This is a genomic window from [Mycoplasma] cavipharyngis (assembly GCF_042984175.1).
GTDB lineage: Bacteria > Bacillota_I > Bacilli_A > Mycoplasmatales > Mycoplasmoidaceae > Mycoplasma_N > Mycoplasma_N cavipharyngis.
On record NZ_CP155569.1, the window covers coordinates 903,714 to 928,028 of the forward strand.

A 24,315-nucleotide genomic window follows, 5' to 3' on the forward strand; every position below is an offset into this window, starting at 1 on the left:
ACAAAATTGAAAACAAAACAAAATATTGCTTATTTTTTTAAAGATAATCAAAAACCTCAAAATCCAATTTTATTTGTCCATGGATTTTGATCAAGTTATAAAATTAGTCTGCCATTAACTCATTTAGTTAATGATCATGATTTTTATGCCATTGATCTACCTGGACATGGTGATAGTGTAGGACAAAATCCGCTTAATTTTAGTGATTTAGTTAGTGCAACAATTGAATTTATTGAAACTAAAAATTTAAAAAATATTAGTTTAATGTGCCATTCTATGGGTGGAGGTGTTGTTGCTGCACTATATCCTAAAATCTCTCATTTAATTAAAAACATTACCTTTATTTCCCCATTAATTCCAGACAATCAAATTGATCACGCTCAGTGAAAAAAATATTTTTTTGCACAAACCTTTGAACAATTTCAACAATTGTTTAAAATTTTGTATGCTAATGGAGCTAAAGCACTAACTAATCCAACTTTTCTTAAAGGATTAGAAAAACACTTTCAATCGCGTCATCATGATTTTGTACCAATGGAACAATTATATGATTCCATTTTTGAGCCTAATAACTGAAAAATGATTCTTCAAGGTTATAAAACTAATCAAGTGCCTAATTTATTAATTGCAGGTAAACAAGATATCATTTGCAAACCTGATATTTTGCAACAATTTTTTCAAAACAATGTCAAAAATTTCCAATATCATGAACTAGATCATGTAGCTCATGTTGCAATTTTTGAAGATCCTGAAACAGTATATAAACTTTTTAAGGAATTCAACTCATGAAACCAAAATTACAACCAAATAATAATTGATTAATTATTGATCCTCATCCTAATTTACGCAAAATCTGTAATGAAGTAACTTTACCATTATCACAAGAACATCAAATCTTAGTTGATAAAATGGTTAGTTTCATTGATGCATCATATTATGAAATGGCTGATCAATATCAAATTAAAAAAGGAATTGCAATTGCTGCACCACAATTAAATACTCTAGTTAGAATTATTTACATTCATTTTAATGAACCAATTAAAAAATTAGAAAATGGTGAAATTGAATATCTTGAACACAAATATTTACTAGCCAATCCTAAAATTGTTTCTGAATCAGTAATGTGATCTTATTTAGAATCAGGTGAAGGTTGTTTAAGCATTGACCAAGTTTATCAAGGCTATGTTTATCGCAAGAAAAAAATTGTTGTTGAGGCTTATAATTTATTGCAAGCAAAAAAAGAACAATATTGTATGGATGGGATTTTAAGTATTTGTTTTCAACACGAATTAGACCATTTAAATGGCATTCTTTACTATGATCGGATTAATCAAAAAGATCCTTTTGTTAAAAAAGAAGGTGCAGTTAAATATTAAATTATTTCACATCTTATGAACTTTAAAAAAGCTGAAAAATTATCAAATAAAAATTCTAATCAAACTAAAAATGAACCAACTTTAGTTGAACAATCAACAGTAAAAGAACCATCTGAAAATCATGATGATCAATCTTTTGTTAATCAAAATCAAAAACCATTAAATCCAAATGAACATTTAAGAAGAAATTCTTTTAATAAAAATAGAAAAAAATCACATTCTAATAAAAAAACTAAATCCCAACCAAATAATTTAACTAGTCCATCATCATCAAAAAATGAAACAACATTTGCTCGTAACTTTCTTGGTAGTGAAAATTTTGTTGAAACATCTAGAATTCCTAAAATGAAATTATCTGGTTTAGAACATTTAGAAAATGATCATAAAAGAAAGGCTCGATTTCAAAAAAATCGGTCTAAACCTTGTTCAATTCCAACTAAAATTTATGTTTTAGGTGGGATTGAAGAAATTGGTAAAAACATGTACTGCATTGAACATCATGATGAAATTATCATTATTGATTGTGGTATTAAGTTTGCTAATAAAAGAGATTTGCCTGGTATTTCAGGAATTATTCCCTCATTTGCTTATTTAAAAGAAAATGAAAAAAAAATTAAAGCCTTAATTGTCACTCATGGTCATGAAGATCATATTGGTGGTGTACCATATTTACTAAAACAAATTAATGTTCCTGTTGTTTATGCACCTGTAATTGCTTCAGAATTAATTTTACGTAAAGTCAATGAACATAAAAATGCTATTTTACATAAAATGGAAGTTTATACAGATGAATCAGTTTTTCAAACTAAATACTTAACAATTGATTTTTATCGGGTTAATCACTCAATTCCTGATTCATTTGGTGTAGCAGTAAGAACACCAAATGGTAATATTGCTTCATCAGGTGATTTTCGCTTTGATTTTAGTAGTGATGCTGATAAGACTGATATTATTAAAATTTCAGCAATTGCTCATAGAAAAATTGATGTGCTTTTATGTGAATCAACTAATGCTGAAAATGAAGGATTTAATGAGAGTGAAAATCATGTTTTAAAAGAAATTAATAACTTAATTAGTTCGTGTCATGGCAAGATTTTAATTACATCGTTTGCTTCTAATTTAGGTCGAATTGAAGAAATTATTCGCATTGGCATTAAACGTAATCGCAAAATTATTGTTGTAGGACGTTCTATGGTTAATAATATTGCTGTTTCACGCAAAGTTGGCTATTTGAAATTAGATGATTCACTAATGATTCAAGCACGTGATATTAATAAATATCCTGATAATGAAATTATGATTATTTGTACAGGATCACAAGGTGAAGAAACAGCGGCATTAAACACAATTGCTAAAGGCAGACATGCTTGAATTAAATTAAAACCAACTGATACAGTTATTTTATCTTCTAATGCTATTCCTGGTAATTTTGTTAGTGTTGATGAACTAATTAATACAATTAGTAAATCAGGTTGTAAAGTTTATTATAATTCTGCTAACTTAAAAATTCACTCTTCTGGTCATGGTGCTAAAATGGAACAACAACTTTTAATTAGTTTAATTAATCCAAAATATTTAGTGCCAATTCATGGTGAATATAAAATGTTACGAAAATTACAACAGAGTGCTAATGAATTAGGGATTGCTAAAGAAAATGTTTTTATTATTAGTAATGGTCAAGTTTTAGACTTATTTAATCATGTATTAACTCACTCAACAGCAAATCCAGTTGATGCTTCTGAAGTTTATATTGATGCTCATCATGCTACTCTTGAAGGTAGTAAAATCATTAATGATCGATTAAGAATGAGTGAAAACGGGGTTATTTTTAGTCAAATTTATTTAGACTTAAAACAAAAACTAATTGTCTATGTTGCACCAGTAGCTGCTGCAGGTTCATTTTATTCATATGATTCATTAGCATTATTTAAAAAAATTATGTATCAAATTCATAGTGAACTTAATAAAATTTTAGCTGAACCAAAAGTTTTATCAATAGACAAAATGGAAAAATTTATTGCTGCTAAATTGTCATCATTAATTTGACATGAAAAAAATAAAAGACCTGTAATTGTTGTTAAAATCAAAAACATTAATAAGGCAAAATTTTGAGATCATGCCATTAAATTAGTGCCAAAGAAAAATAAAAAACTTGATCAAGAAGATAAACAAACAACAGACTTAAATCGTGATTTAGTGCAAGAATAGTAATAAACTAAAAAATTAAAGATCTAAATTTTTAATTCGTTCTAAAAATAATTGCTCAATTTTTAAAATTACTGCTTCTAAATTTAAGTGATCAGAAACAATTTCAATTGCATCTTTTGCTTTAATTAATGGTGCTAAATTACGAGTTTGATCAGCAAGATCACGATTAATAATTTTTTGTTTAATGATTTCTAAATCTAGAGCTGAACCATGATTAATTTTATTTAATTCTTCATATCTGCGTTGTGCTCTAATTTCAACTGAAGCAGTTAGAAAAATTTTTAAAATTGCTTTTGGTAAAACAATTGTACCAATATCACGTCCTTCCATAACGACATTATTTTTACTAGCAATTTCTCGTTCTAATGATAAAACATAATCTCGAACATTAGAATTTTGTGATAATAAAGAACTAAGTTTGGTAATTGTTGGTTCAATTAAATGCGCGTTAATTTTCTTTTTGTGATAAAAAATTTCATTGTTAATCGCTTGAAAACTTCGGTTCTTTTTTAATTTAAGCATCATTTGATCAACAGAAATTTGTGGATTTTTCTTTCTTTCTTGTTGATAAACAAAAGCAAGGCCACGAAAAAATAAGCCCGTATTAATATATTGAAAATTTAAACGTTCAGCTAATTTTCTAGCAGTTGAACTTTTACCAACACCAGAAGGTCCATCAATTGCAATTTGAAAAATCATAAATAAAATTAATAAAAAAATAATTATTGTTTTACTAACTTGTAATTATACTTAATAATAAATTTATTTTTAAACTAATCATTATTTACTAGTTTAATTTTAATTACATTAAAAAAGAAAAAATTATTTTATGATTTTTTTGAAATAATTAATTGAAAAAAATAATTATGTCTCAACCTAAAACTTCATCCAATCAACTAAATAATAACCAATTTTTTAATCGTAAAAAAATTATTGGCATTGTTATTTGAACAATTGTTTTAATTGTTTTGATTGCTCTAGTACTAAAATTCATTTTAGATTTAGATTTTAGATCATTTGTTAATAATTTAAAACTAATTAACAATCAAAATGATCATTTTTTACTATCTGCAATTTTATTATCAGTATTTTATTTTTGTTTTGCTATTTATGCACGAATTTTTAATTATGCAATTAAATTAAAAAAAGAACTAAAAAACAAGGTTCGATGGTATGAATGATTAAATTTTAGTGTTGTTGGTACTTTTTTACAAATTATTACCCCATTTTCAATTGGTTCTGAACCATATTTTGTGTGATGGTTATCACGTAAAGGGGTTAATAAACAAAAAATTGGTTCAGTTGTTGGGATTAATCTAATGACATGATCATTAGTTCAAACAATTGTTACTTGACCATCATTTATTGTTTATTCAATTAATCATGCTACTGAAATTAATAATGGTCAAATTACTTTAATTTATTATTTGATGTTACTTGGTTTATTTGTTGATATTTTAATGATGTGCTTAATATTTAGCATTAATTATTCACGTCACATTCACGTTATTATTTCTCGTTTTACTAATTATTGTCGTAAGTGATTAAAATTAGAATATTTAACTAAAAACCAAATTGAAGAAAAATATGTTTTAAATAGTTTATATAAAAAAGCATTTAAAAAAGAATTATTGCAATGAAGTAGTTTAGTTATTATGTTCAATCATTTAATTATGGCATTACTAACATATGTCATTTTTGTTTTATTTTATTTTAGTTTTAATCATGTATCAACTAATAGATGACCAACGATTTTTAACATTGTTAATATTGCTACTACAGCTAATAATTTTGTGCCAATTCCTAATACTGAAGGAACTTTACAACTAACATTGCAAAACTTATTAAACACTACAGAAAAAAATGATATTGCTAGTACTATTTTTGGCTGAAGGTTTTTTACTAGTTATGCTAGTTTTATTTTTGGTTTAGGATGAATTAGTGTTTTAGGATTAAAAACAATCATTAAACAAATTATGCTTAAAAAAACAAAAAAGCCAAATAAAGCATTATTTGTTTAACTTCACATCGTTAATTGATTGATATTTTTTACGAATAATTTTTTTAATATAATCAAAACTGCGTTTGACTGTTTGGTATGAAACATGATTAATTTTAGCAATTTCATGTGATGAATATCCTGCTAGTTTACCCTCAATAATTTTTAGATAAAGTGGTTTATGATTTTTCAATAAACTTTTAATGATGGCAATTTTCTGTTGGGCAATTGCTGCATCAGTTTCAATTAGTTTTGGTCAACTTAAATAATTATTTTCATCTTTTTGCAATTTTTTGTAATTATTAACTACTTTTCAATTTGTTGTAATTTTAAATTCTTGCATTGTATAAAAATTAATTAGACGAAAAAAATAATTTTTAAACGCATTTAAACTTTTAATTTGTTCTCAGCGAAAGTGTTTTATAGCATAGTTAAATGCAAAATAAACATAACTTAAAATTTCGCGATGTTCATATTTATTAATATATGATTGATAACGTTTTTCATTAATCAATTGATAAGCATAATAAGTGCCTAAAATAAAAATTTGTTTTAATTCAATAGCAGGATAGTCTAATTGCTTTTCTGCTAAGTGTGAATCTAACATAGCATCATGATAATTAAGATAAGATTTAATATAATCTAGTTGGTTGTTTTTCATAAAGATCAAAAATTATTAATGTTATTAAATTGAAATAAAAATTTTGTTTATGATAAAAATCTTAAAGTTTTTCTTTGAAAAAAAGAGAAATAAAAAGTACCATTTTTAAATTGTGACTTAAAAAATGGTAATTTTTTAATTCTGCTTTAACTCAAAATAAAAATAACTTAGTATAAGATAAATCATTTCTATGATTTAAATCTAATTTGATATAATACTAAAATTGAGTTATTATTGTTTTTATTACAATAATTTCCTTATTAATAACACTAGTTAGTATTTAATTAATATAATAAGAATTTTTAGTTAACTAAAAATCTAGTTTCAATAGTAAGTGTTTTAGCAACAATAGTTATTTAAGAAAAATTAAACAATAGATTTGATAATAATTTTTCAATCAGATTTTAAGAATTTAGCAAGTATGAAACAGAAATCTTATAAAAAAAAGTTATTAGTTTTATTTACAAGCATTTTGCCATTAACAATCGCTCTAACAGCGTGTGATCAAGTTGATTATGTCTTTCCAGTAAAATTAAATAATAGTTTTAAGATTCAACAAGCCAACAAAAATCATCGTGTTGCTGTTTTTGGAACAACTTCACGTCAAAAAGATCTTTCAATTAATCACGCTACTTATGATGGTGCTTTTCGTACAGCAGTGCAATTGAACACACAAGCACCAAGATTTTTTCCTAATAAAGATCCTAATTTAAAAGCATCTTATTTTGAATCTTATGATGAAGCTAGAAAACTACCTTATTTTAAGTACTGATTTTTAGTAGGGCAACAAAATTTAGAACCAATTAAAGAATATTGAAATATTTATCAAAGTTTTTTTGAAAGTAATGAAGTCTTTTTTGTTGCAATCGATTTCAAATTACCTGAAAATTTTGCTAATGGTCGCTCCATTTCTTATCAATTTGATATTACTAATCCTGCTTATATTATTGGTTATGCTGCTTCAAAATATATTGCTAATGTTATTGCTAATCGCGAAAATCGTGGCATTAGTGTTTTTCAAGGTGCAGATTATCCAGCATACAATCAATTCAGCCGTAATTTTTTAGATGGTGTATTAGCATATAACTACTTAAGTGAACCAAGAGATCGAGTTTTTATTACTAAAGAAAATATTGATCGTAGTGCAGGTTTATTTAATAGTCCCCAATTAAAAAATGCAGTTAAGAACAATATTAGTCCAAAAACAACACTAACATTACCAATTGCTGGTTTAGATGGTACTAAAGAGACAATTGATTATTATCAAGAAAACCGTCAAATCGGTTATGTTGTTGGTGTTGAAGGTAATCAAGAATTAGATTTTTATTATCAAGATTATCGTTTCTTTAGTTCAATTACTAAAAACTATGCTCAAGTTGCTTATGAAGTTGCTGCTGATTTGTTTGGTAGAACTAATATAGTGCTTAAAGATTTAAACTACAATCCTAATAAAGATAATTTAAACCCAGGAATTAATCTGCTTTTTTCTGGACCAGAATATGTTAGTTATACTAAACCAACAACAGCTAATCCTACAGTTTCACAAAGATATATTGATGATGGTAAAAAACTACTAGATTCACTTGATAATAATGAGCGAATCAATGTTTTTGGGATTGATAGTGCTTTTGAAGCAAATGTTAGTGGTAGTTTATTATTTAAAACCCAACAAATTAATAGATTGTATCAAAGTAGTGATTCTCCAGCTACTGAAGATTTATATCCACTTCAATTAGGGCAATTAGCCAAAGACAATCCTGCTGCTGCTCAAGGTAATTTCCTAGCACCACCAAAACCTAATTCAACTTCAAATCAATAAAATTCAATTAATCTCAATTAAATTTTAATAATTTGATTGAACTTAACAAATAATTGTGCTTTGTGAAATTATTCAATCATTAAAAACTAACAATTAAGTCAGTTTTTAATTTGTTAAAATTATCAACATGCCAGTTCATCAAATTAAATTTCAAAATTTAGCTAAAAATAAAATCAGACTTGATACTTGTTTAGTTGATCATTTAGGTTGAACTAAAACTAAAGTACAAAAACATATTAAAAATGGTTGTGTTCAAGTTAACCAAAATGTTGTGCTCAAATCAGGTTTTATTTTAGATCAAAGTGATTATCAAATTGAAATTAAACCAATTGATTGACTTATAACAAGTGAACAAACTAATCAAGATTTGAAATGATCTGATCTTTGAAATAAAATTATCATTGTTTATCAAGATGATCATCTTTTAATTATTAATAAACCATCAGGTATATTATCACACCCAACAATTAAAAACGAAAATGATACGATAACTGATTTTTTAAGTTTTTATTGACAACAACAAAAAAATCAAATTAATTTGTTACGTAATGGTTTAAGCCATCGTTTAGATAAAGAAACATCTGGTTTAATGATTGTTGCTAAAACAGAATTAGCTCTAAAACAAATTTTAGCTGACTTTGCTACAAAAAAAATTGTTAAAAAATATTATGCTATTGTTCAAGGAAAATTACCTGCTAAAAAAATAAAAATTAATTTACCAATTGGTCGATCTAATAATGGAACTTTAAAAATGCGTGTTAATGCTACTAAAGATCTTAAAGAAGCAATAACAGAAGTTAGTGAAATTGAAGCATTACACAATCACACATTAGTTGAATGTAATTTACTTACAGGTAGAACCCATCAAATTCGGGTCCATTTAGCTCATATTAATCATCCCGTTTTAAATGATTATCTTTATGGACATAAAATTGTTAATGATCCTTTTGGTCAGTATTTACATGCAGGATACATTCAATTAAATCATCCGATCACCAAGCAAAAATTAGTTTTTCAAGTTGCTTGACCAGAAGAATTTGAAGCTAAATACCAACAATTAAGATTTAAGGAAATTTAACAATGAACAATAAAACTAAATATAGTTTATATTTTGGTAATCTAAAAGATGAAGTAATTTTAATTTTAATTAAAACAACAGCAAAATCAATTAGTATTAAATCACAAACAATTATGCAAAATAAAATTAGTGATTCACTATTAATTCATGTCAGACAATTTTTAAGTCAAAATAGTTTAACTAAAAATGATTTATCAGCAATTTATATTAATCATGGTCCATCCAAATTTAATGCTGATCGGCTATTAACTTTAACAACAAAAACTTTAGCATGTTTTCAAAATATTCCTTTATATGTTATTAGTAATTTAAAATTGCATTTGTTGTATGCTAAAGCTAATGCCATTATTATTGAAGATAATTCTAATAATTTTTATCTTGCTCATGTTGAGAAACAAAAATTAATTGAAGTTTATTTACCAAAAAGTGAACTTGATCATTATCTTGAACAAAAGCAAATAAAACCAAATAAAATTACTTGAATGAATTTAGAAGAACATAAAGTGGCTGTTTTAGAAAATTTAAATAATTTTCATTTAGTTTTAGAACCAGCATTACTAAAAACTAATTATGTAAAAGATCCACTAAGAATAAGAAAAAATGAAAATGAATAAACGTATTTTAGTTGTTTGTGACATTGATGGAACATTATTAAATCCCCAACACCAATTAGATCAATTTACGATTGATACTTTTAAAAAATTAAATCAGCAACGTTCTGATGTCATTATTTGTTTAGCAACAGGAAGAAGTTGAGAAGAAACTAAAAAAATTTATCAGCAATTAAGTTTAAATACAGTTACTATTTGTTGTAATTCATGTCAAATTGTTAATTATACTGATAGCAATTTTAAACCGCGCCATTTTACTTTTGATCGTAGTTTTTTAGTGGAAATTCTATCTGATCCAGTATTTATTGATGATATGGAATGAACTTCATTAATTACTGTTGATCAAAACTATCTTTTTAAAAGTGAAAAAGAAATTCAACAGTTTTTAAATCAAAATTTTCATCAGTGTCATCATGAAATTGTTTATATAAGAACTAAATTCAAATGTAAAAGTTCAGTTAATTATTTATTTGGTCGGGTGAAAAAAATTGCTGCTAATTTACTAATTCAGTGTTGAGAATATGCCAATAAAGAAATCTATTTTATGGAAATTGGTGTTCCTTATGCTACTAAAAAATTAGGCATAGAATTTTTAGCTAGTTATTACAATGTTGATTATCGCAATATTTATCTCTTTGGTGATAACATTAATGATATTACAATGCTACAAATGCCATGTAATACTTATGCTTTAGCTAGTGGTATTAATCAAGCTAAAATTTATGCTAAACACATTACTGAAAAAGGGAATGATCAGTGTGGAGTAGCAAATGAATTAATTAAAATTTTCAACATTAAATAAAAATTTATATCAAAAATGTTTGATATTCTGTTATAATGCTGTTCTAAAATTAATTTTATTAAGAATTAAGATCATTTCTGATGATTGTTTAATAGTAAAAACAATCATTTTGATCACTATCTGATTAATAAATTAATTAATACCTTATAATTCTAATAATAAAAATTTTACATGAATATTAAAAACAAATTTGGTAATAAAAAGTTTCGTTTTAAATTTATTTTCTATTCAGTTTCACTAATTGCTTTATCTGCTATTGTTATTGCCACTCCTTTAAGTCTAATAAGAAATTTAAGTAATGATAATGATTATTTAAAACAAATTAAATTTAACGAACGTGATCAAACATTAAATCTTGTTTTTAATACTGTTTCAGCAATTCAAAAAGAAAATGGTGCTAAAGTTGCATTATTTTTAGTTAAAAAAAATGATCAGCAACCAATTATTAAACAATTGGATTTAAAACCTGATCAAGTTAGTTATCTTTTTAATCTTGCTGATCTAATTCCTAATGAAGAGTATCGTATTAGTCAAATTGTTCAAAAATCAAACCAAAATACTCTTAATATTGTTCCTAAATCTCCTTTTGTTTTTGTTTTTAAAAATGATGCTAAAATTAATGATCTGAACCAATTAGAAACAACAAAAAATCCAGTACCAAGTGCGACTTTAGATCCAAAACCAACAGAAACAAAACCAACTACAGATCCTAAACCAGCTGTTCAACCAGTTAAACCAAGTGTTAAACCAGTAGAACCAATTGTTGAATCAACTAAAACACCACCACAACTTGATAATAAAACACAAGAGCAATTAAATGCTCAAACTAATGATGTTTCAAGTTTGGCGCAAATGATCAAAACCACACTAACTAAAACAGATATTAATAACATTAAACTTACTCTTGATTTTAGTGCCAATGCTACAAACAATAATTTCTTTCAAAAACTAGAAAACAAATTTCCAACTTTATATTATGTTATTGCTAATGATCAACCATTAATTATTAGTCAAACACCAACTGTTAATAAGCAAAATCAAGAATTACAATTTCATGGTAGTGAAAAAATTAATAAAAATAAAACACAATATCAATTTACATTAAATAATTTAGATCTTAATCAAACTTATTTTTTACAAAAAATTGTTTTTAATGATCAGCAACAAATTAGTCCAAAAAATAATTCAGATAATACAACTAATTCATTAAGAGCAAAAAGAAGTGTAACTAATGCTTCAACAAATGAAATTATTTTTTCAACTAGTGAACAAAATAATTTAGTGATTGAGTTTACTTTAATTGATAAACTAACAGTTGAAAAAAATGTTGGTTCAGCTAAAGTTAAAGTTCATTTGAAAAAAATTGCGCGTGATGAAAAAAATAATAAAACTTATCAACTAGCTTATAAAATTAAAAAAGATCAAGAAGTAGTTGGATTAACACAAAATCAATTGAATCATCAAGAAACTAAATTTGTTATAGCTAAAATAAATGATCAAAATAAAAATGAATTAGAGTTTCTTCTTGATGACTTAAATTTAAATACTAATTATCAAATTACTGATTTACAACAAATCTTAACAAATAGTCAATCAAGTTTGATGATTAATAATCATTTTTCTTTAAAATACAATCAAAATATTATTACTGAAGGAATTGATTTAAATAATGAAGTAAATAATTTTAGTTCATTTCCGTTTAATTTTGATTTAAATGCCAAATTAGTACAATTTAATAATTTTAATGAAGCAACTTTACAAGCATCATTTGTTGTTAATCATAATTTTAATAATAGTGAACCTTTAAAATACAAAATTACTTTTTCTCAAAAAATTAATGGAGCAACAACTGTAACTGAAAAAGTTTATCAAGACTTTGTTACAACTAAACAAACTAATAATCAAATTTTGCACACCATTACTAATAGTGGTTTAAATGAATCAGACAATCAAACTTTAACATTAAAAAAATTAGAAGTTCAGAAAACTAATAATTCTAATTCATGATTAACAATTCCAGATAAAGATAACTTTAATAATAAATCAGTAAATATTTTAAGTAAAAATAGTTATTTAAGAAAAATTGATCAAACAATTCAAACTGATGCTAATATTACTAATTTAAATAATTATCCAGCACAATATATTACTAAAATCGGTAATCAAAGTACAGCAATTCAAAAATTATTTAATGATCAAAAAGTAAAATTTGATGGCTTTTTTAAAACAAAAAGAAACTTAAAAGACGTAATAATTTTGCGTTATAAAGTTCTATATCATAATAAAGAAGAAAATCGCAGTATTACTTTAGATCAAATTCCCCAATTAATTGCTACTAAAAATAATAATCAATATTGAAGTGTTAGTGCTAATTCTCAAGGTTATTATTTTTCTAAATATTATGTTGCATCTAATACTTTATATGAAGATGATAATTATTGGTATTCTGATCGATTAAATCGTGATATTGTTTTTAAATTAACTCCTAAAAACAAAAATCAAGGACGATACATTAATTATTTAATGGTTTATACATTTAATAATAATGATTATTATGGAAATAGCCAATTATTACCAAAATATCTTGATCAAAACAATCAAACTAAAAAAATTAATGTTCAATCTTTTCAAAGATTAAACAAAAAATATGTCGCATGAACTATTTTGGTTAATGATTTTGTTAAAGAATTTTCGATTACTTTTCCTAAAGGCAAACAATCAAAATGAACCTCAATTACTCATTTTGAAATTAGTACAACAAAAAATTAATTTAATTAATTTAGATTAAAAATAAAACTATTTTATTGCTAAAAGAAAATAATCTCGATAAAATTATTAATATAGATTAGTTGGTACTAATAAAAAAAGTGAAGTGATCATTATGAAAAATATTCAAAAGCATATCATTAAATGAATTAGTTTTTTGTCTACTGCTGTTTTTCTTAGTTTAGGTTTAAGCTATAAATCAAGTAATGATCATGCCAATTTAACTAAAACAAGTTTTATTCAAAATGCTTTAGTTAGTCAAAAGAATAATCATTCTAGAAATCAACCACCAATTAATTCATCAAATCTTTCTAAGTCAAAACCATTAATTACTAATAAAATTAAAGGTTATTCTAATATTGAATTAAATCAAAAAATTGATCTCACTTTAAAAGAAGTTAATCGCATTTTCAAAAATAAGTTAAAAAGTAATAATAACTCTTATCCTCAATCACAAAAAGAAACTGATGATCAAGCAATAACTTATCTGTTAACAAAAATAACTAATAAATCAAGTGTATGATATCCAATTGTTTTTGATCGTTTAAAAAATATTTTAAATTACAATTTTCAAAACCAATATTTTCAACATAAGATTAGTTCAATTGACACAAAATATTTTCCTTATAAAAAATATTTAAGTGCAAATAATTCATTAATTTCATATTTCAATCAACTAAATTTTGATCCAATAGTTCTTAACACTTTAAGAGATGATGAAATTAAACAATCTGTAACAAATTTTTTAAATAGTTGAAAAAATTATTTAACTGATAAAAATTGGGCATTATTGTATAACCGTTTTGGTGTTGATTGGTATTATCTTCTTTTTAAAAAATCAAATCGTTTTGGTTTTGCTTGATATGATCTAATTCCTAAAAAATTAATTCCACATAAAGAATATAATGCAGTTTTTACTAATCAGCATTATCAAAATTTAATTGATGCAATTACATCTAATAAAGCAAATAGTAATATTATTAATCGTGCTGGATTAAGTAAAGAACAAAATAATGTAGAGAACAAATTAAATGCCAAACTTGAAACAGATAAAAAATTTTTAGAAGATAAGATTGCAAATAAGCAAAATCAAATATTTACTGATCATACACCAGATAAAGTAGCAAAATTTATTGCTGAATTATCAAACCGTGATCCTAAAGATTTTGATTTCAAGTCAAAATGAAATTTAAATTTTAGTGATTTAAATGATATTTCATTTAACAATAATATTTTTGATAATTTAAAAAACGATGTTAAATTAGTTGAATTTAAAGTTATTGGTGATGATAGTTCATATTATCCTGATATTTCACCAAAACTTAATTGAACATTACAATTAAATAATGCTTTTATTTCCAACCAATCTGATTTTAATTATCAAAATACTGTTGAAGAATCAGCATATCAAATTTTTCAATTACTTTTTGAAACAATTTCAAAACAACCTAATGCTTATCTTGAATTAAAAGAAGGTGCAATTGATCGATTTATAAAAAATCAAAAATTTGATAATTATGATTTCAAACTTATCAATGATTTAGGATCTTTTTTGAACAAGAGAAATCTATTTTTAAAAATTAAAGAAATTGAAACTGGATCTAATATTAATCAATATCAAATTACTTTAATAGGTTATTATAATTTCAATGAACATGCTTATAGATCTGATTTTAGACATGAAGAAAAAAATAGTTTCAAACATTTCACTTATCATTTAGATTTTGATTTAGAACAATCATTATTAAATCAAGCCCCACATTTAAAACCAAAAATTATTAATAACAATTTTCAAGCAGAAGCAATTTCTACATTGCAAAAAGATGATTTAAAATACGATAATCCTAATTCAATTTTTAATTATCAACCAATTTCAATAATTTCTAAAAATCAAAATTCATTAGATCCAAAATTAGAAATTACCACTTTAATTACTTTAAATCATCCATTAACTACTAATAAATCTCTTACTTATGTTACTAGTTTTGATCTTAATGACTTTAGTAAAGATTTAAGTAATTTTGATCAATTGGCTTTATTTCTAACTAAAGAAATAATTGCAAAAGAAAAATTAGATGATGATTTATCAGCTTCTAACTTAAATAATATTTATCAAAAAGCTTTAGCAAAAACAAAAAGTGATCCTGAATTCAATAATCGTTCGATTAATCAAAATCTGAAAATCTTTAGTGAAAATTATCATGATTTAATTAAACAATCACATAAATTAACACCTGAAAGTATTAAAAGTTATCAAGATTATCAGCAATTAAAAAATCGTTTAGAAAAACAATTAATTAAAGCAGGAATTAATTTAAAAAGTAAATTTGCTCAAGGTTTATTTAATCAAATTAATCAAACTCAAGAAGAGTCATTAACTAATCCTAATGCCACTTTAAAACCAGAATTTTTAGATTTAATTGATTTTATTAATCGATCAGAAAATAATTTAAACACATTTAAAGCACTTACTAGTTTAATTGAAAAATATAGTCCTGAAGAAATTAATTTAGCTCTAAATCAAACCCAAAAAAATTTATCTTACGCATTCACTGGAATTAGTTCATTAATTGTTATTAGTTCAATTGGAATGATTGTTAGGGGTATGAAATTAAATAGTAGAAAATACCAATTAAGAAAATCAATGATCATTACTATTGGAGCAATTCTTTTAATTGTTAGTGTTTCTGGATTATCATACTTACTAACAATTCTTTTATAAAAAAATCATCAGTAGAGATATAGTTTTAGAAATTATCTTAAAGTTGATGGAATTCTAGAAATTATCAACAAAAACATCCTAACAACAAATTAGGATGTTTTTTTATTTTCTTCAACTAATTTTGATTCATTAAAAAATAATTTTTATCCATAAGCAAAAATATTAAAATGGTTCATAACTTTCAAAAAATTTTAAATTCAAAAACGATTGAACAATAAATTTTTTAAAAATCCATGTCAATTTGTAAAAATAAATCTTGAAAAATTCACAATTAATCAAAGGAAAATAATTATTTCAAAAATCAAACAACTGTTTTAAAAAATTTTATTAAAGTAAAAGAAAGAAATTAGTTCTTAAAAAAGACTAAATTCAGCACTAATCTTGAACAAAAAACTTACTGCATACTAGTTAATCATATTTAAAAACAAGAATCAAAATCAGACAAATTTTTTCTTAGATTTAAAAGATGGGTAATATCAAAAAAATTTAATAAAATAAATCTAATTAAAAAGGAGTAAATAAAGATGAATATTGAAAAAATGAAGCCAATTTTTACTAAAAATAAAACTGACATTACTTTTAATGAATTGGGTCAAAAATTAGGACATCATCCAATTATTATTCTTTATTTAGAACGTGAAGATGAATATTGTTATTTAAAAATTCGTAGTGCTAGAGATGATGATGGAAGATTTAAAAAACCTAATTTTAATGATGTTTTTCTTCCTGCAAATCCTAATGCTAAAGGCATATTAAAAAACGATTCTTATGTTGATCCTACTAAGATTTATCACATTAAAAGATCTGAACTTGAAAAATATGTTGATCCAAATAATTCTCATTCTATTGGTTCAATTGATCCAATTAAAGGATTAGATATTTATTATGAAGTACTACATAACTTAAATCAAAAACCACCCTTTTGTTCAATAATGAAAGTTAGTTATGATCAAAATTTAAACAAATTTATTAGCAAAACCGAGTATGCTCATGAAGAATTATTAAATCATGAATGAAGATTATTACAAAAAAAAATAGAGAAAGAATCTGATGAAATCAAAGAAAAGTGAAGCATTGAATTTGAAAATTTGAAAAAAACCGTTCATGAAAACGCTCCTAACTTTTTTTGACCTGCATGAACTAACAAACAACTTTGCGAAGATATTGCTTGTTGTATTTCTGAAGAAAGTAATTATTATTGAAATGACTTTTTTTCATTACACGAGCCCTTAGATGCGATTTATGAAAAGTTACAATATCAAAAAATTAAAGTTTTTAAAGCGGCTTCTGATCCTAATCGACCATATAAAATTAAAAATATTATCGAGTTTGAAAACTTTTTAAAAGAAAACAATTATATTCAATATCATACTTATCAAGAAATGGAAAAAATAAGAGAAGAACAAGAAGAACAAGCAGAAAAAACCAAAAAATCAAATTCATACGAACGATAAGAAGTAATATTTAATAATAATTAAAATTAATCAGCATTAATTGTGCTGATTTTTTTATTAAACAAACCTTATTAAAAAATATCAATTTAAGAATATTTGAAGAGATAATTTCATGAATTAATGAATTATTAGGCATTCAAACGAATTTTTAGTAGTAAAAAAAATTAAAAAATTTAATAAAATAAATCTAATTAAAAAAAGGGGAATAATTATGAATCTAGATTTAAAGTTAAAAACAATAATTCCTGATAAAAAAGCAGAAGTAACTTTTAGTGAATTAGAAAAAAATTTAGAAAATCGTCCATTTGTTGTTTATTTTCCTGATGATAATTATGATTATCGCTATTTAAAAATGCGTAGTGCTAGAGATAATGATGGAAATTTAAAAAAAATTAAAAATAAAGAAATTTTTGTTCCTAAAAATTCTAATGAAAATAAATTTTTGGACCAAGATTATTATATTGATACAACTAAAATTTTTAATATTAAGCAAGAAGAATTTGATCGATTTATGAATTGAAAAGAAATTTATAATATAGAAGAAATTGATCCAGTATATGGGTCATGAATTTATTGTACTTTAATAAAAAACTTACGACAAAAACCACCATTATGTTCATTAATTACAGTAAATTTTGATCAAGATTTAAATAAATTTATTAGTAGAACTGAATATGCTCATAGAGAATTGCTTGATTATGAATATGATCAATTAATTGATGAAGAAAAAACAAAATATGATAAAGTTTATCGATTTTTAATTAAAAACCGCTGTAAAGCTACATTTAAAATTTTACGAAATTGTGAAAGTATTAATAATGGTTTTGATGAAGATTATCATTATCATTATAGTCAATATAGATATCATATTGATAAAAATACAGATTTTTGCGATGAAATTGAAAAATTATTTATTGATAATTGAAACTATTTTCAAAACAAAAATTTATCTAATGAAGATATTAAAGATGGATTAGAAAAATTTGATCAAAATTTGAAAAATTTATTATCAAACAAATATGTTCCATTAAAAAAAACAATGTCATATGAAGAATATGAGAAACTAATAACGTTGTTAACTGAATGACTAAAAAATTTAGATCAAACAAAATTAATTTTAAATCCAACAGAATTAGTGACCTTAAAAAAGAATTGTGATTCTGATTTGGTTTATAAAATTGTTGATCCAAAAACAAATGAAATCTTATTAGAACATTTAAATAATCAAGGAATTGAAGTTGATGTTAATGATATTTTAAAGGAAAAATATTATCTTAAATACATGATTATAAATGAATACATTCAAGAAGTTAATTTTAAATATTTAAAAATAAATCCATATCATATAGACTATCACAAAAAACAATAATTAATTAATAATTTAATTAATAATTATCAAAACAATCAGCATTAATTGTGCTGATTTTTTTATTGAACAAATTTTATTAAAAGATATCAATTTAAATATTTGAAGCAATAGTTTAATGAATTAATGAATTTTAAATTAATATCATATTTTTAATAATGCGATCAAACTAAAAATAATGCAATTTTTGAAAAATTTATGAAATCAATATTTTAATAATTCTAAATTAAAAAAGTTTATTAATCAATTAAAGATTAAGTATTAAAAAAACCTAAAAATAATTATTTAAAATTTCAATCAACGATTAAAAATTTGTGATTGAAAATATGAATTAATTGCCGATTTAATTAAATCAATAAATTTAATCAAACTAAAAACAAAAGAATGGGATCAATTTATTGAACAATGAATTGAACAATTTAATCAAATTTTATCAACTAAAAACGATTCCTGATAGACTCTGTTATGATGTAATGTATTGTTATCATATTTTTTGAGATATTTGTTGTTATTATCTTCAAATCCGTTTATTGGTTCAAAATCATTTTTGTTCAATAAAAAAGATCTCTAATAAAAACAAAGAGATGTTTTTTTAATAATTAAATTAATTATTTTAGTGCTAATTAAATTTCTTGATATTCTGGTAATTGAGCAATTAAATCTAGTGTTCCTAAGCTTAGTGTAATTAGTGACAAAATTAAATCAAAAACATATTTACCACCTTTAATTTCATCAAATTTGTTAGGGTCATTGACAATTCCTGATTCAGGATCAACTGAATATTTATATTGATTAACAATTCATTCTAAAGGGGATTTGCCACCTACTTTATATTGATTAGCACGAGTAGGAATATTTTTAATAGTAATATATTCATTAAATTTAATTTCAGTTCGATCATTAGAAAATTTTAATTTTTTAATTGTATAGTCTTCTTTTTTGATATCGATTTCAACATTTTGATAAGGTGAAATTTCTTCATAATTCACATGTAGATCCATTAATTTTTGTCCTATTTCAACATACTTTCAAAAGTCTTTTAAATACGGAATTCGTGGAGATTCTTTTGTTAAATTGTTGTAATATTTTTGTTGATAAATTTTGCTGTGCAACATTGCATATATATATATATATATATATATATGAAAAGCAGTAATATTTAGATCATTATATTTTTCTTTAAATGAAGTTACTATTTCTAAATTGATTGTATAATCTTTAATCTCTGAATCATTCACAAATAAATTAGGTTCTTTATTTGTTTTATATCAATACAATGGATAACATTGAGCAGTTCCAATAAAATGTAGATCTGTTAATTCTTTTATTGCTAAACAACTAAAATCTGATGATTCTGATGTTCCTGATGTGGCAATTAAAATATTCTTTGTATTGTTTTGAAGAAATATATTTAGTCAACGATATTTATTTTCAATAATTTGTTCATTAAAATAAAGATAACGTTTAACAAAAGGTCTATAATAACAAATACGAATATTATTTTTTTCTTGATTAATTAACTCATTTTTTAATGCTATAGAAGATTGAAAATAACTAACTTTTATTTTTGGATTAGAATTTTTATGAATATATTCCATAACTTTTTTTGTTTATTTTTAGAATTAATCAACGATCTTAAACTTAAATCATTATGTAATTCATATACTAATCTATTAAATTCTTTAATATATTCATTCATCTTCTTTTTTAGTGCTTGTTTATTAAAAGAATAAACTCATTTATCTTTAGCTGTTGCTATTCCTAAAGAGTAATGTTTATTAAATATAGATATTTCATTATTTTTTTTATTACCTAAACTAATAAATTTAGAAAATTCACTATTTGTTTTATTTATTCAATCATTATTTTTATCAGGAGTAATTTTTTCAAATTCTAAATTATAAATCGATTTACTATCTTTAATTAATTTTAGTTTTTCTTGAGTTTTTAAATTATCAGCAATTTGATAATAATTAATAAATGATTCAGAAATTTTATTGTTATTTTTTACAAGAAAAACAATACTTACAGCTGTACCACATTTATTACCAAAAACATTACCGCCTTCTTTTGGATCATATTTTCTATAATTACCTTTTAAATTAAAAATATAAACTTGATAAAATTCTTTTTTTAATGATTCTCGAAATTTTCTAAAAGCAAGACTCGTAATAAAACCACCATTAGTAACAAATCCAACAATTCCTTGATCATCTAAACGATCAGTCGCTCAACAAAATGCTCTAATATAAGAATCATAAAGTGAATTTGAATTATATGAACCATCTATATATTTTTCTTTAATTTTTTGATCTAAATTAAAATAAGTGGTTCTTTTATTATTATCAGCAGTATTTCTTTGTCTTCCAGAATATGGTGGATTACCAATAATAATTTTGATATCTGTTTTATCTTCTTCTTTAGCCTTATTATGAACTTCTTGAAATGGATAATCATTTTCAAATAAAGAAATATTTTCATTAGAGCGTTTTTCTGATAACTGAAATGTATCAGTTAAAACAGCATGATTAAAAGATAAATATTCATTAGTTAATCGACTATAAGTATCTTCAATATTAACTAAAGCAATATAATAAGCTAATAAACTTATTTCATTACACCAAACATCATTTAAATATTTGTTTTTTAAGGTTTGATTATCTGCACCTAATTCTTTAAATTTTTCTAATAATCGAACAATAAAAGTTCCTGTTCCTGTAAATGGATCAAGAATTTTAATATTCTCTTTTGCGATTGATTGATTAAATTCTTTTTTTAGAATTTCACTAACAGAATTAATAATGAAATCAACAATTTCAATTGGCGTATAAACAATGCCAAATTTTTCTGCAGTTTTAGGTAAAGCATATTGAAAGAATTTTTCAAAAAGCGTTCTAATTAATTCTTGTCTACCTTCTGTTAAATTAATTCCTTCAACTCTTTTAATTACTGAATCATAAAAATTTTGCAAGTTTTCTTTTTCATTTTCAAGTCCATGAAATTTTTGTACCATTGACTTCATTAATTGAGTTACAAGATTATCATCAATCATTTTTTGATCTTGAAAAATCGTTTGTAAAACTGGTAAAGTAACAACATGTTCAGCTAACATATTTATTACTTCTAATTGATTAATTGTTGGATTTAATAATTTTTGAATTTTTTTCAAAAAAACATTAAAAGATTTATTTAATTTTTGATTATTTTCTAATTGTTGTTTAATTTTAAGAGCAATGTTATTAGTAACATTACCAATGTCTTTAGATCAATCTTCTCAATAAAGACGATTGCCACATTTTTTAACTAAAACGCTTTTAAAATTTTCAATATGTTTAAAATCAGCTTCAGTTGGTAATTTAAAATTTTCGCTATTATTAGAATCAGGTTGATCAGTATCTAATGCTGCTTGATCATTAAATGCATCAGGAGAAATAAATTTGGCTAATCTAACAACTCAAATATTTTCAGGTAATTTATCTGTATAACCAATTTTATTAATTTGATTATCAATTCTTTCATCATGCGATCTTAGTGCCGCAATTACTTTTCAGACTGTTTTATAATCATTATTTTCTGATAATTTTTGATCAATTAATTTATCATCATTAACAAAAACAGGAATGATGACATAACCCATATTTTTGCCATCACCCTTACGCATTACTCTTCCCACTGCTTGGATAATATCAACTTGTGATTGTTTTTCATCCATGAAAATCACACCATCTAATGAAGGAACATCGACTCCTTCAGTTAAACAGCGGGCATTAGTTAAAATATGACAACAATTATTTTTAACATCTGCACTTAATCAATCTATTAATTTTCTTTTTTCAGTGGAACTAAATTTTCCTTCAATTAATTTTGCTTCAGGAACAATAAATTTATTTTCTTCTAAATATTTACTTGTTTTAAATTGATTAAATACGTTAGCAACATGTTCGGCTTTTTTAATAGTTGAACAAAAAGCAATTACCCGTTTCATTGGATCATCTAAATCATTACTTAAATCTTCATAATTATGATTAAGATTGGCAATTGCATTAATAACTGATTTTTTTGAAATTGCATTTAATGCTGCAATTACTTTAGCATTAGTATAAGTATCAATATTTAATAAACCTTTAATAGCTTCACTATTTTGAACTTCAAAAACAATAACACGATAATCAGATAAAAGACCTTGACTAATTGCTTGACCAAAATTTAAGCAATGAAATAAAGGTCCATAATGTGTTTCATCATCCATTGAATAAACTTCATACCCTTGATTTTTTGCTTGGTTTTTTGCGTTATCAGTATAGATTTTTTCTGTTGCTGTCATATATAATCGTTTTTTGACAAACACATTAGAATTATCATGAATTTTTTTAAAATTAGAAGTTTGTTGTTTATCATTTTCAATATAACCACCAATTGTTCGATGTGCTTCATCACAAATAGCAACATCAAAAATAATGTTATATTTTTTAGCTAATTGAATCACAACATCAATTGATTGATAAGTTGAAAAGAAAATGTTAACTTTACGAAAACAACTATTATATTCTTCAGCAATTAAATCTACATTAGTAGTTGCATTAATTGGCATTTCAGATAGATCATCAACAAATTGATCAAATTACTTTTTAACTTTTTTATCTTGACCTGCAGTAGCATCTGAACAAATCCCAAAAGGTCTGACATCTTTAAATTCGGTTTGAGATTTTCATTCAATAATAGTTTGTGTTAATAAAGAAATTGATGGTACTAAATAAAGCACATTAAAAGCTTGATTAGCTTGATGGTATTGTTCATAAAGTTTTTCAACAATTTTTAGTGCACTAAAAGTTTTACCTGTACCACAAGCCATGATCAATTTACCACGATCATGAGTTTCAAAACCTTTAATAACATCATTAACTGCTGCTTTTTGATGTGGTTTTAAGTGTTTTTTTTCAACAATTGCTAGTTTTGCATATTGATCAAATTAACTTAAATCAAATTTAGTTTAATCAATCCCGATATTAGCGATTTTTTGTGGTCCAAAAACACTAAACATTCCTTTAGCATTAGAACTAATGCGATCAGTTGTGCTAAAAACACATTTTCGACTAAATTTAGTAGTGATCCCATCAATAGTAAATTCACGTGTACTTGCAGCAATAAAACTATCAATATCTTTTTTAGCAATTATATTATTAGGATTATAAAATTTACATTGAATTGCTCAATATTGATCGTTTTGATCTAAAACTACAAGATCAATTCCTGTATCAGGCAAATTTGCCTTATCAGGAAATTGATTTCACTTTCAAACTTACTTAACATCATTTTTCAAAAATGGCGCAGTTTTTAAAATTATTTGACATAAAGTTTCAAAAATGCTGCCTTTTTCAGGATTATTGTTAACTAGTTTTTCTAATTCAAAAAGAAGATCTAAAAATTTTTCTAAATTGCTCATAATTACTTTT

17 protein-coding genes and 2 pseudogenes are annotated in these 24,315 nt (G+C 23.9%); 12 read left to right on the forward strand and 7 right to left on the reverse strand.

What is annotated here, in order from left to right:
• Window positions 1-6 precede the first annotated feature (6 nt).
• The 3 genes from MCAV_RS03575 to MCAV_RS03585 are packed head-to-tail and all read left to right on the forward strand — an operon-like array spanning window position 7 to window position 3,584.
• Window positions 7-822 (forward strand): alpha/beta fold hydrolase, encoded by an 816-nt coding sequence (locus tag MCAV_RS03575; protein WP_391591752.1) that lies wholly within the window; start codon window positions 7-9, stop codon window positions 820-822.
• Entirely contained in the window at window positions 786-1,376 is a 591-nt protein-coding gene (def, locus tag MCAV_RS03580; RefSeq protein WP_391591753.1) for a peptide deformylase, read from the forward strand. Before MCAV_RS03575 ends, def begins: the two co-directional genes overlap by 37 nt.
• Before the next feature lie 15 nt (window positions 1,377-1,391).
• Window positions 1,392-3,584 (forward strand): ribonuclease J, encoded by a 2,193-nt coding sequence (locus MCAV_RS03585; RefSeq protein ID WP_391591754.1) that lies wholly within the window; start codon window positions 1,392-1,394, stop codon window positions 3,582-3,584.
• Window positions 3,585-3,599: 15 nt separating this feature from the next.
• On the opposite strand, the gene cmk is transcribed toward MCAV_RS03585, so the two are convergent.
• Entirely contained in the window at window positions 3,600-4,283 is a 684-nt protein-coding gene (cmk, locus tag MCAV_RS03590; protein ID WP_391591755.1) for a (d)CMP kinase, read from the reverse strand.
• Window positions 4,284-4,450: 167 nt separating this feature from the next.
• Here cmk and MCAV_RS03595 point away from each other — a divergent pair, with 167 nt between their 5' ends.
• Window positions 4,451-5,605, forward strand: coding sequence for a lysylphosphatidylglycerol synthase domain-containing protein (locus MCAV_RS03595; RefSeq protein ID WP_391591756.1), 1,155 nt, complete (start codon window positions 4,451-4,453; stop codon window positions 5,603-5,605).
• On the opposite strand, the gene MCAV_RS03600 is transcribed toward MCAV_RS03595, so the two are convergent.
• Window positions 5,594-6,244, reverse strand: coding sequence for a hypothetical protein (locus MCAV_RS03600; RefSeq protein ID WP_391591757.1), 651 nt, complete (start codon window positions 6,242-6,244; stop codon window positions 5,594-5,596). The two genes, MCAV_RS03595 and MCAV_RS03600, sit on opposite strands and share 12 nt — an antisense overlap.
• Window positions 6,245-6,665: 421 nt before the next feature.
• Here MCAV_RS03600 and MCAV_RS03605 point away from each other — a divergent pair, with 421 nt between their 5' ends.
• From MCAV_RS03605 to MCAV_RS03640, 8 genes are all read left to right on the forward strand, one after another.
• Window positions 6,666-8,063, forward strand: coding sequence for a hypothetical protein (locus MCAV_RS03605; protein ID WP_391591758.1), 1,398 nt, complete (start codon window positions 6,666-6,668; stop codon window positions 8,061-8,063).
• 127 nt (window positions 8,064-8,190) lie between these two features.
• Window positions 8,191-9,141: an RluA family pseudouridine synthase gene (locus MCAV_RS03610; protein ID WP_391591759.1), complete on the forward strand. Its 951-nt coding sequence runs from the start codon at window positions 8,191-8,193 to the stop codon at window positions 9,139-9,141.
• A gap of 2 nt (window positions 9,142-9,143) precedes the next feature.
• Complete coding sequence (locus tag MCAV_RS03615) at window positions 9,144-9,755, forward strand: hypothetical protein (RefSeq protein WP_391591760.1); 612 nt, start codon at window positions 9,144-9,146, stop codon at window positions 9,753-9,755.
• On the forward strand, window positions 9,748-10,554 hold the full coding sequence (locus MCAV_RS03620) for an HAD-IIB family hydrolase (RefSeq protein ID WP_391591761.1): 807 nt from the start codon (window positions 9,748-9,750) through the stop codon (window positions 10,552-10,554). The genes MCAV_RS03615 and MCAV_RS03620 overlap by 8 nt, the downstream gene beginning before the upstream one ends.
• 171 nt (window positions 10,555-10,725) lie before the next feature.
• Window positions 10,726-13,323 (forward strand): hypothetical protein, encoded by a 2,598-nt coding sequence (locus MCAV_RS03625; RefSeq protein WP_391591762.1) that lies wholly within the window; start codon window positions 10,726-10,728, stop codon window positions 13,321-13,323.
• Between the two features lie 112 nt (window positions 13,324-13,435).
• The gene (locus MCAV_RS03630; protein ID WP_391591763.1) at window positions 13,436-16,042 is read left to right on the forward strand and encodes a hypothetical protein; all 2,607 of its coding nucleotides are present in this window, start codon (window positions 13,436-13,438) and stop codon (window positions 16,040-16,042) included.
• 524 nt (window positions 16,043-16,566) lie between these two features.
• Window positions 16,567-17,496 carry an Mbov_0400 family ICE element protein gene (locus tag MCAV_RS03635; RefSeq protein ID WP_391591764.1) on the forward strand — a complete coding sequence of 310 codons (930 nt, stop codon included), beginning with the start codon at window positions 16,567-16,569 and terminating at the stop codon, window positions 17,494-17,496.
• Window positions 17,497-17,707: 211 nt separating this feature from the next.
• Window positions 17,708-18,865, forward strand: coding sequence for an Mbov_0400 family ICE element protein (locus tag MCAV_RS03640; RefSeq protein ID WP_391591765.1), 1,158 nt, complete (start codon window positions 17,708-17,710; stop codon window positions 18,863-18,865).
• Window positions 18,866-19,485: 620 nt separating this feature from the next.
• Here the strand turns inward: MCAV_RS03640 and MCAV_RS03645 are convergent.
• The 5 genes and pseudogenes from MCAV_RS03645 to MCAV_RS03665 form a co-directional block, all read right to left on the reverse strand.
• Window positions 19,486-20,460, reverse strand: a complete 975-nt coding sequence (locus MCAV_RS03645) for a type ISP restriction/modification enzyme (protein WP_391591766.1) — start codon at window positions 20,458-20,460, stop codon at window positions 19,486-19,488.
• Complete coding sequence (locus MCAV_RS03650) at window positions 20,424-23,186, reverse strand: helicase-related protein (protein ID WP_391592251.1); 2,763 nt, start codon at window positions 23,184-23,186, stop codon at window positions 20,424-20,426. The genes MCAV_RS03645 and MCAV_RS03650 overlap by 37 nt, the downstream gene beginning before the upstream one ends.
• Window positions 23,187-23,807, reverse strand: a pseudogene (locus MCAV_RS03655) (DEAD/DEAH box helicase family protein); the annotation flags it as partial.
• Window positions 23,808-23,852: 45 nt separating this feature from the next.
• A pseudogene (locus tag MCAV_RS03660) lies at window positions 23,853-24,128 on the reverse strand (restriction endonuclease); the annotation flags it as partial.
• A gap of 33 nt (window positions 24,129-24,161) precedes the next feature.
• Entirely contained in the window at window positions 24,162-24,305 is a 144-nt protein-coding gene (locus tag MCAV_RS03665; protein ID WP_391591767.1) for a hypothetical protein, read from the reverse strand.
• Between the last annotated feature and the right edge of the window lie 10 nt (window positions 24,306-24,315).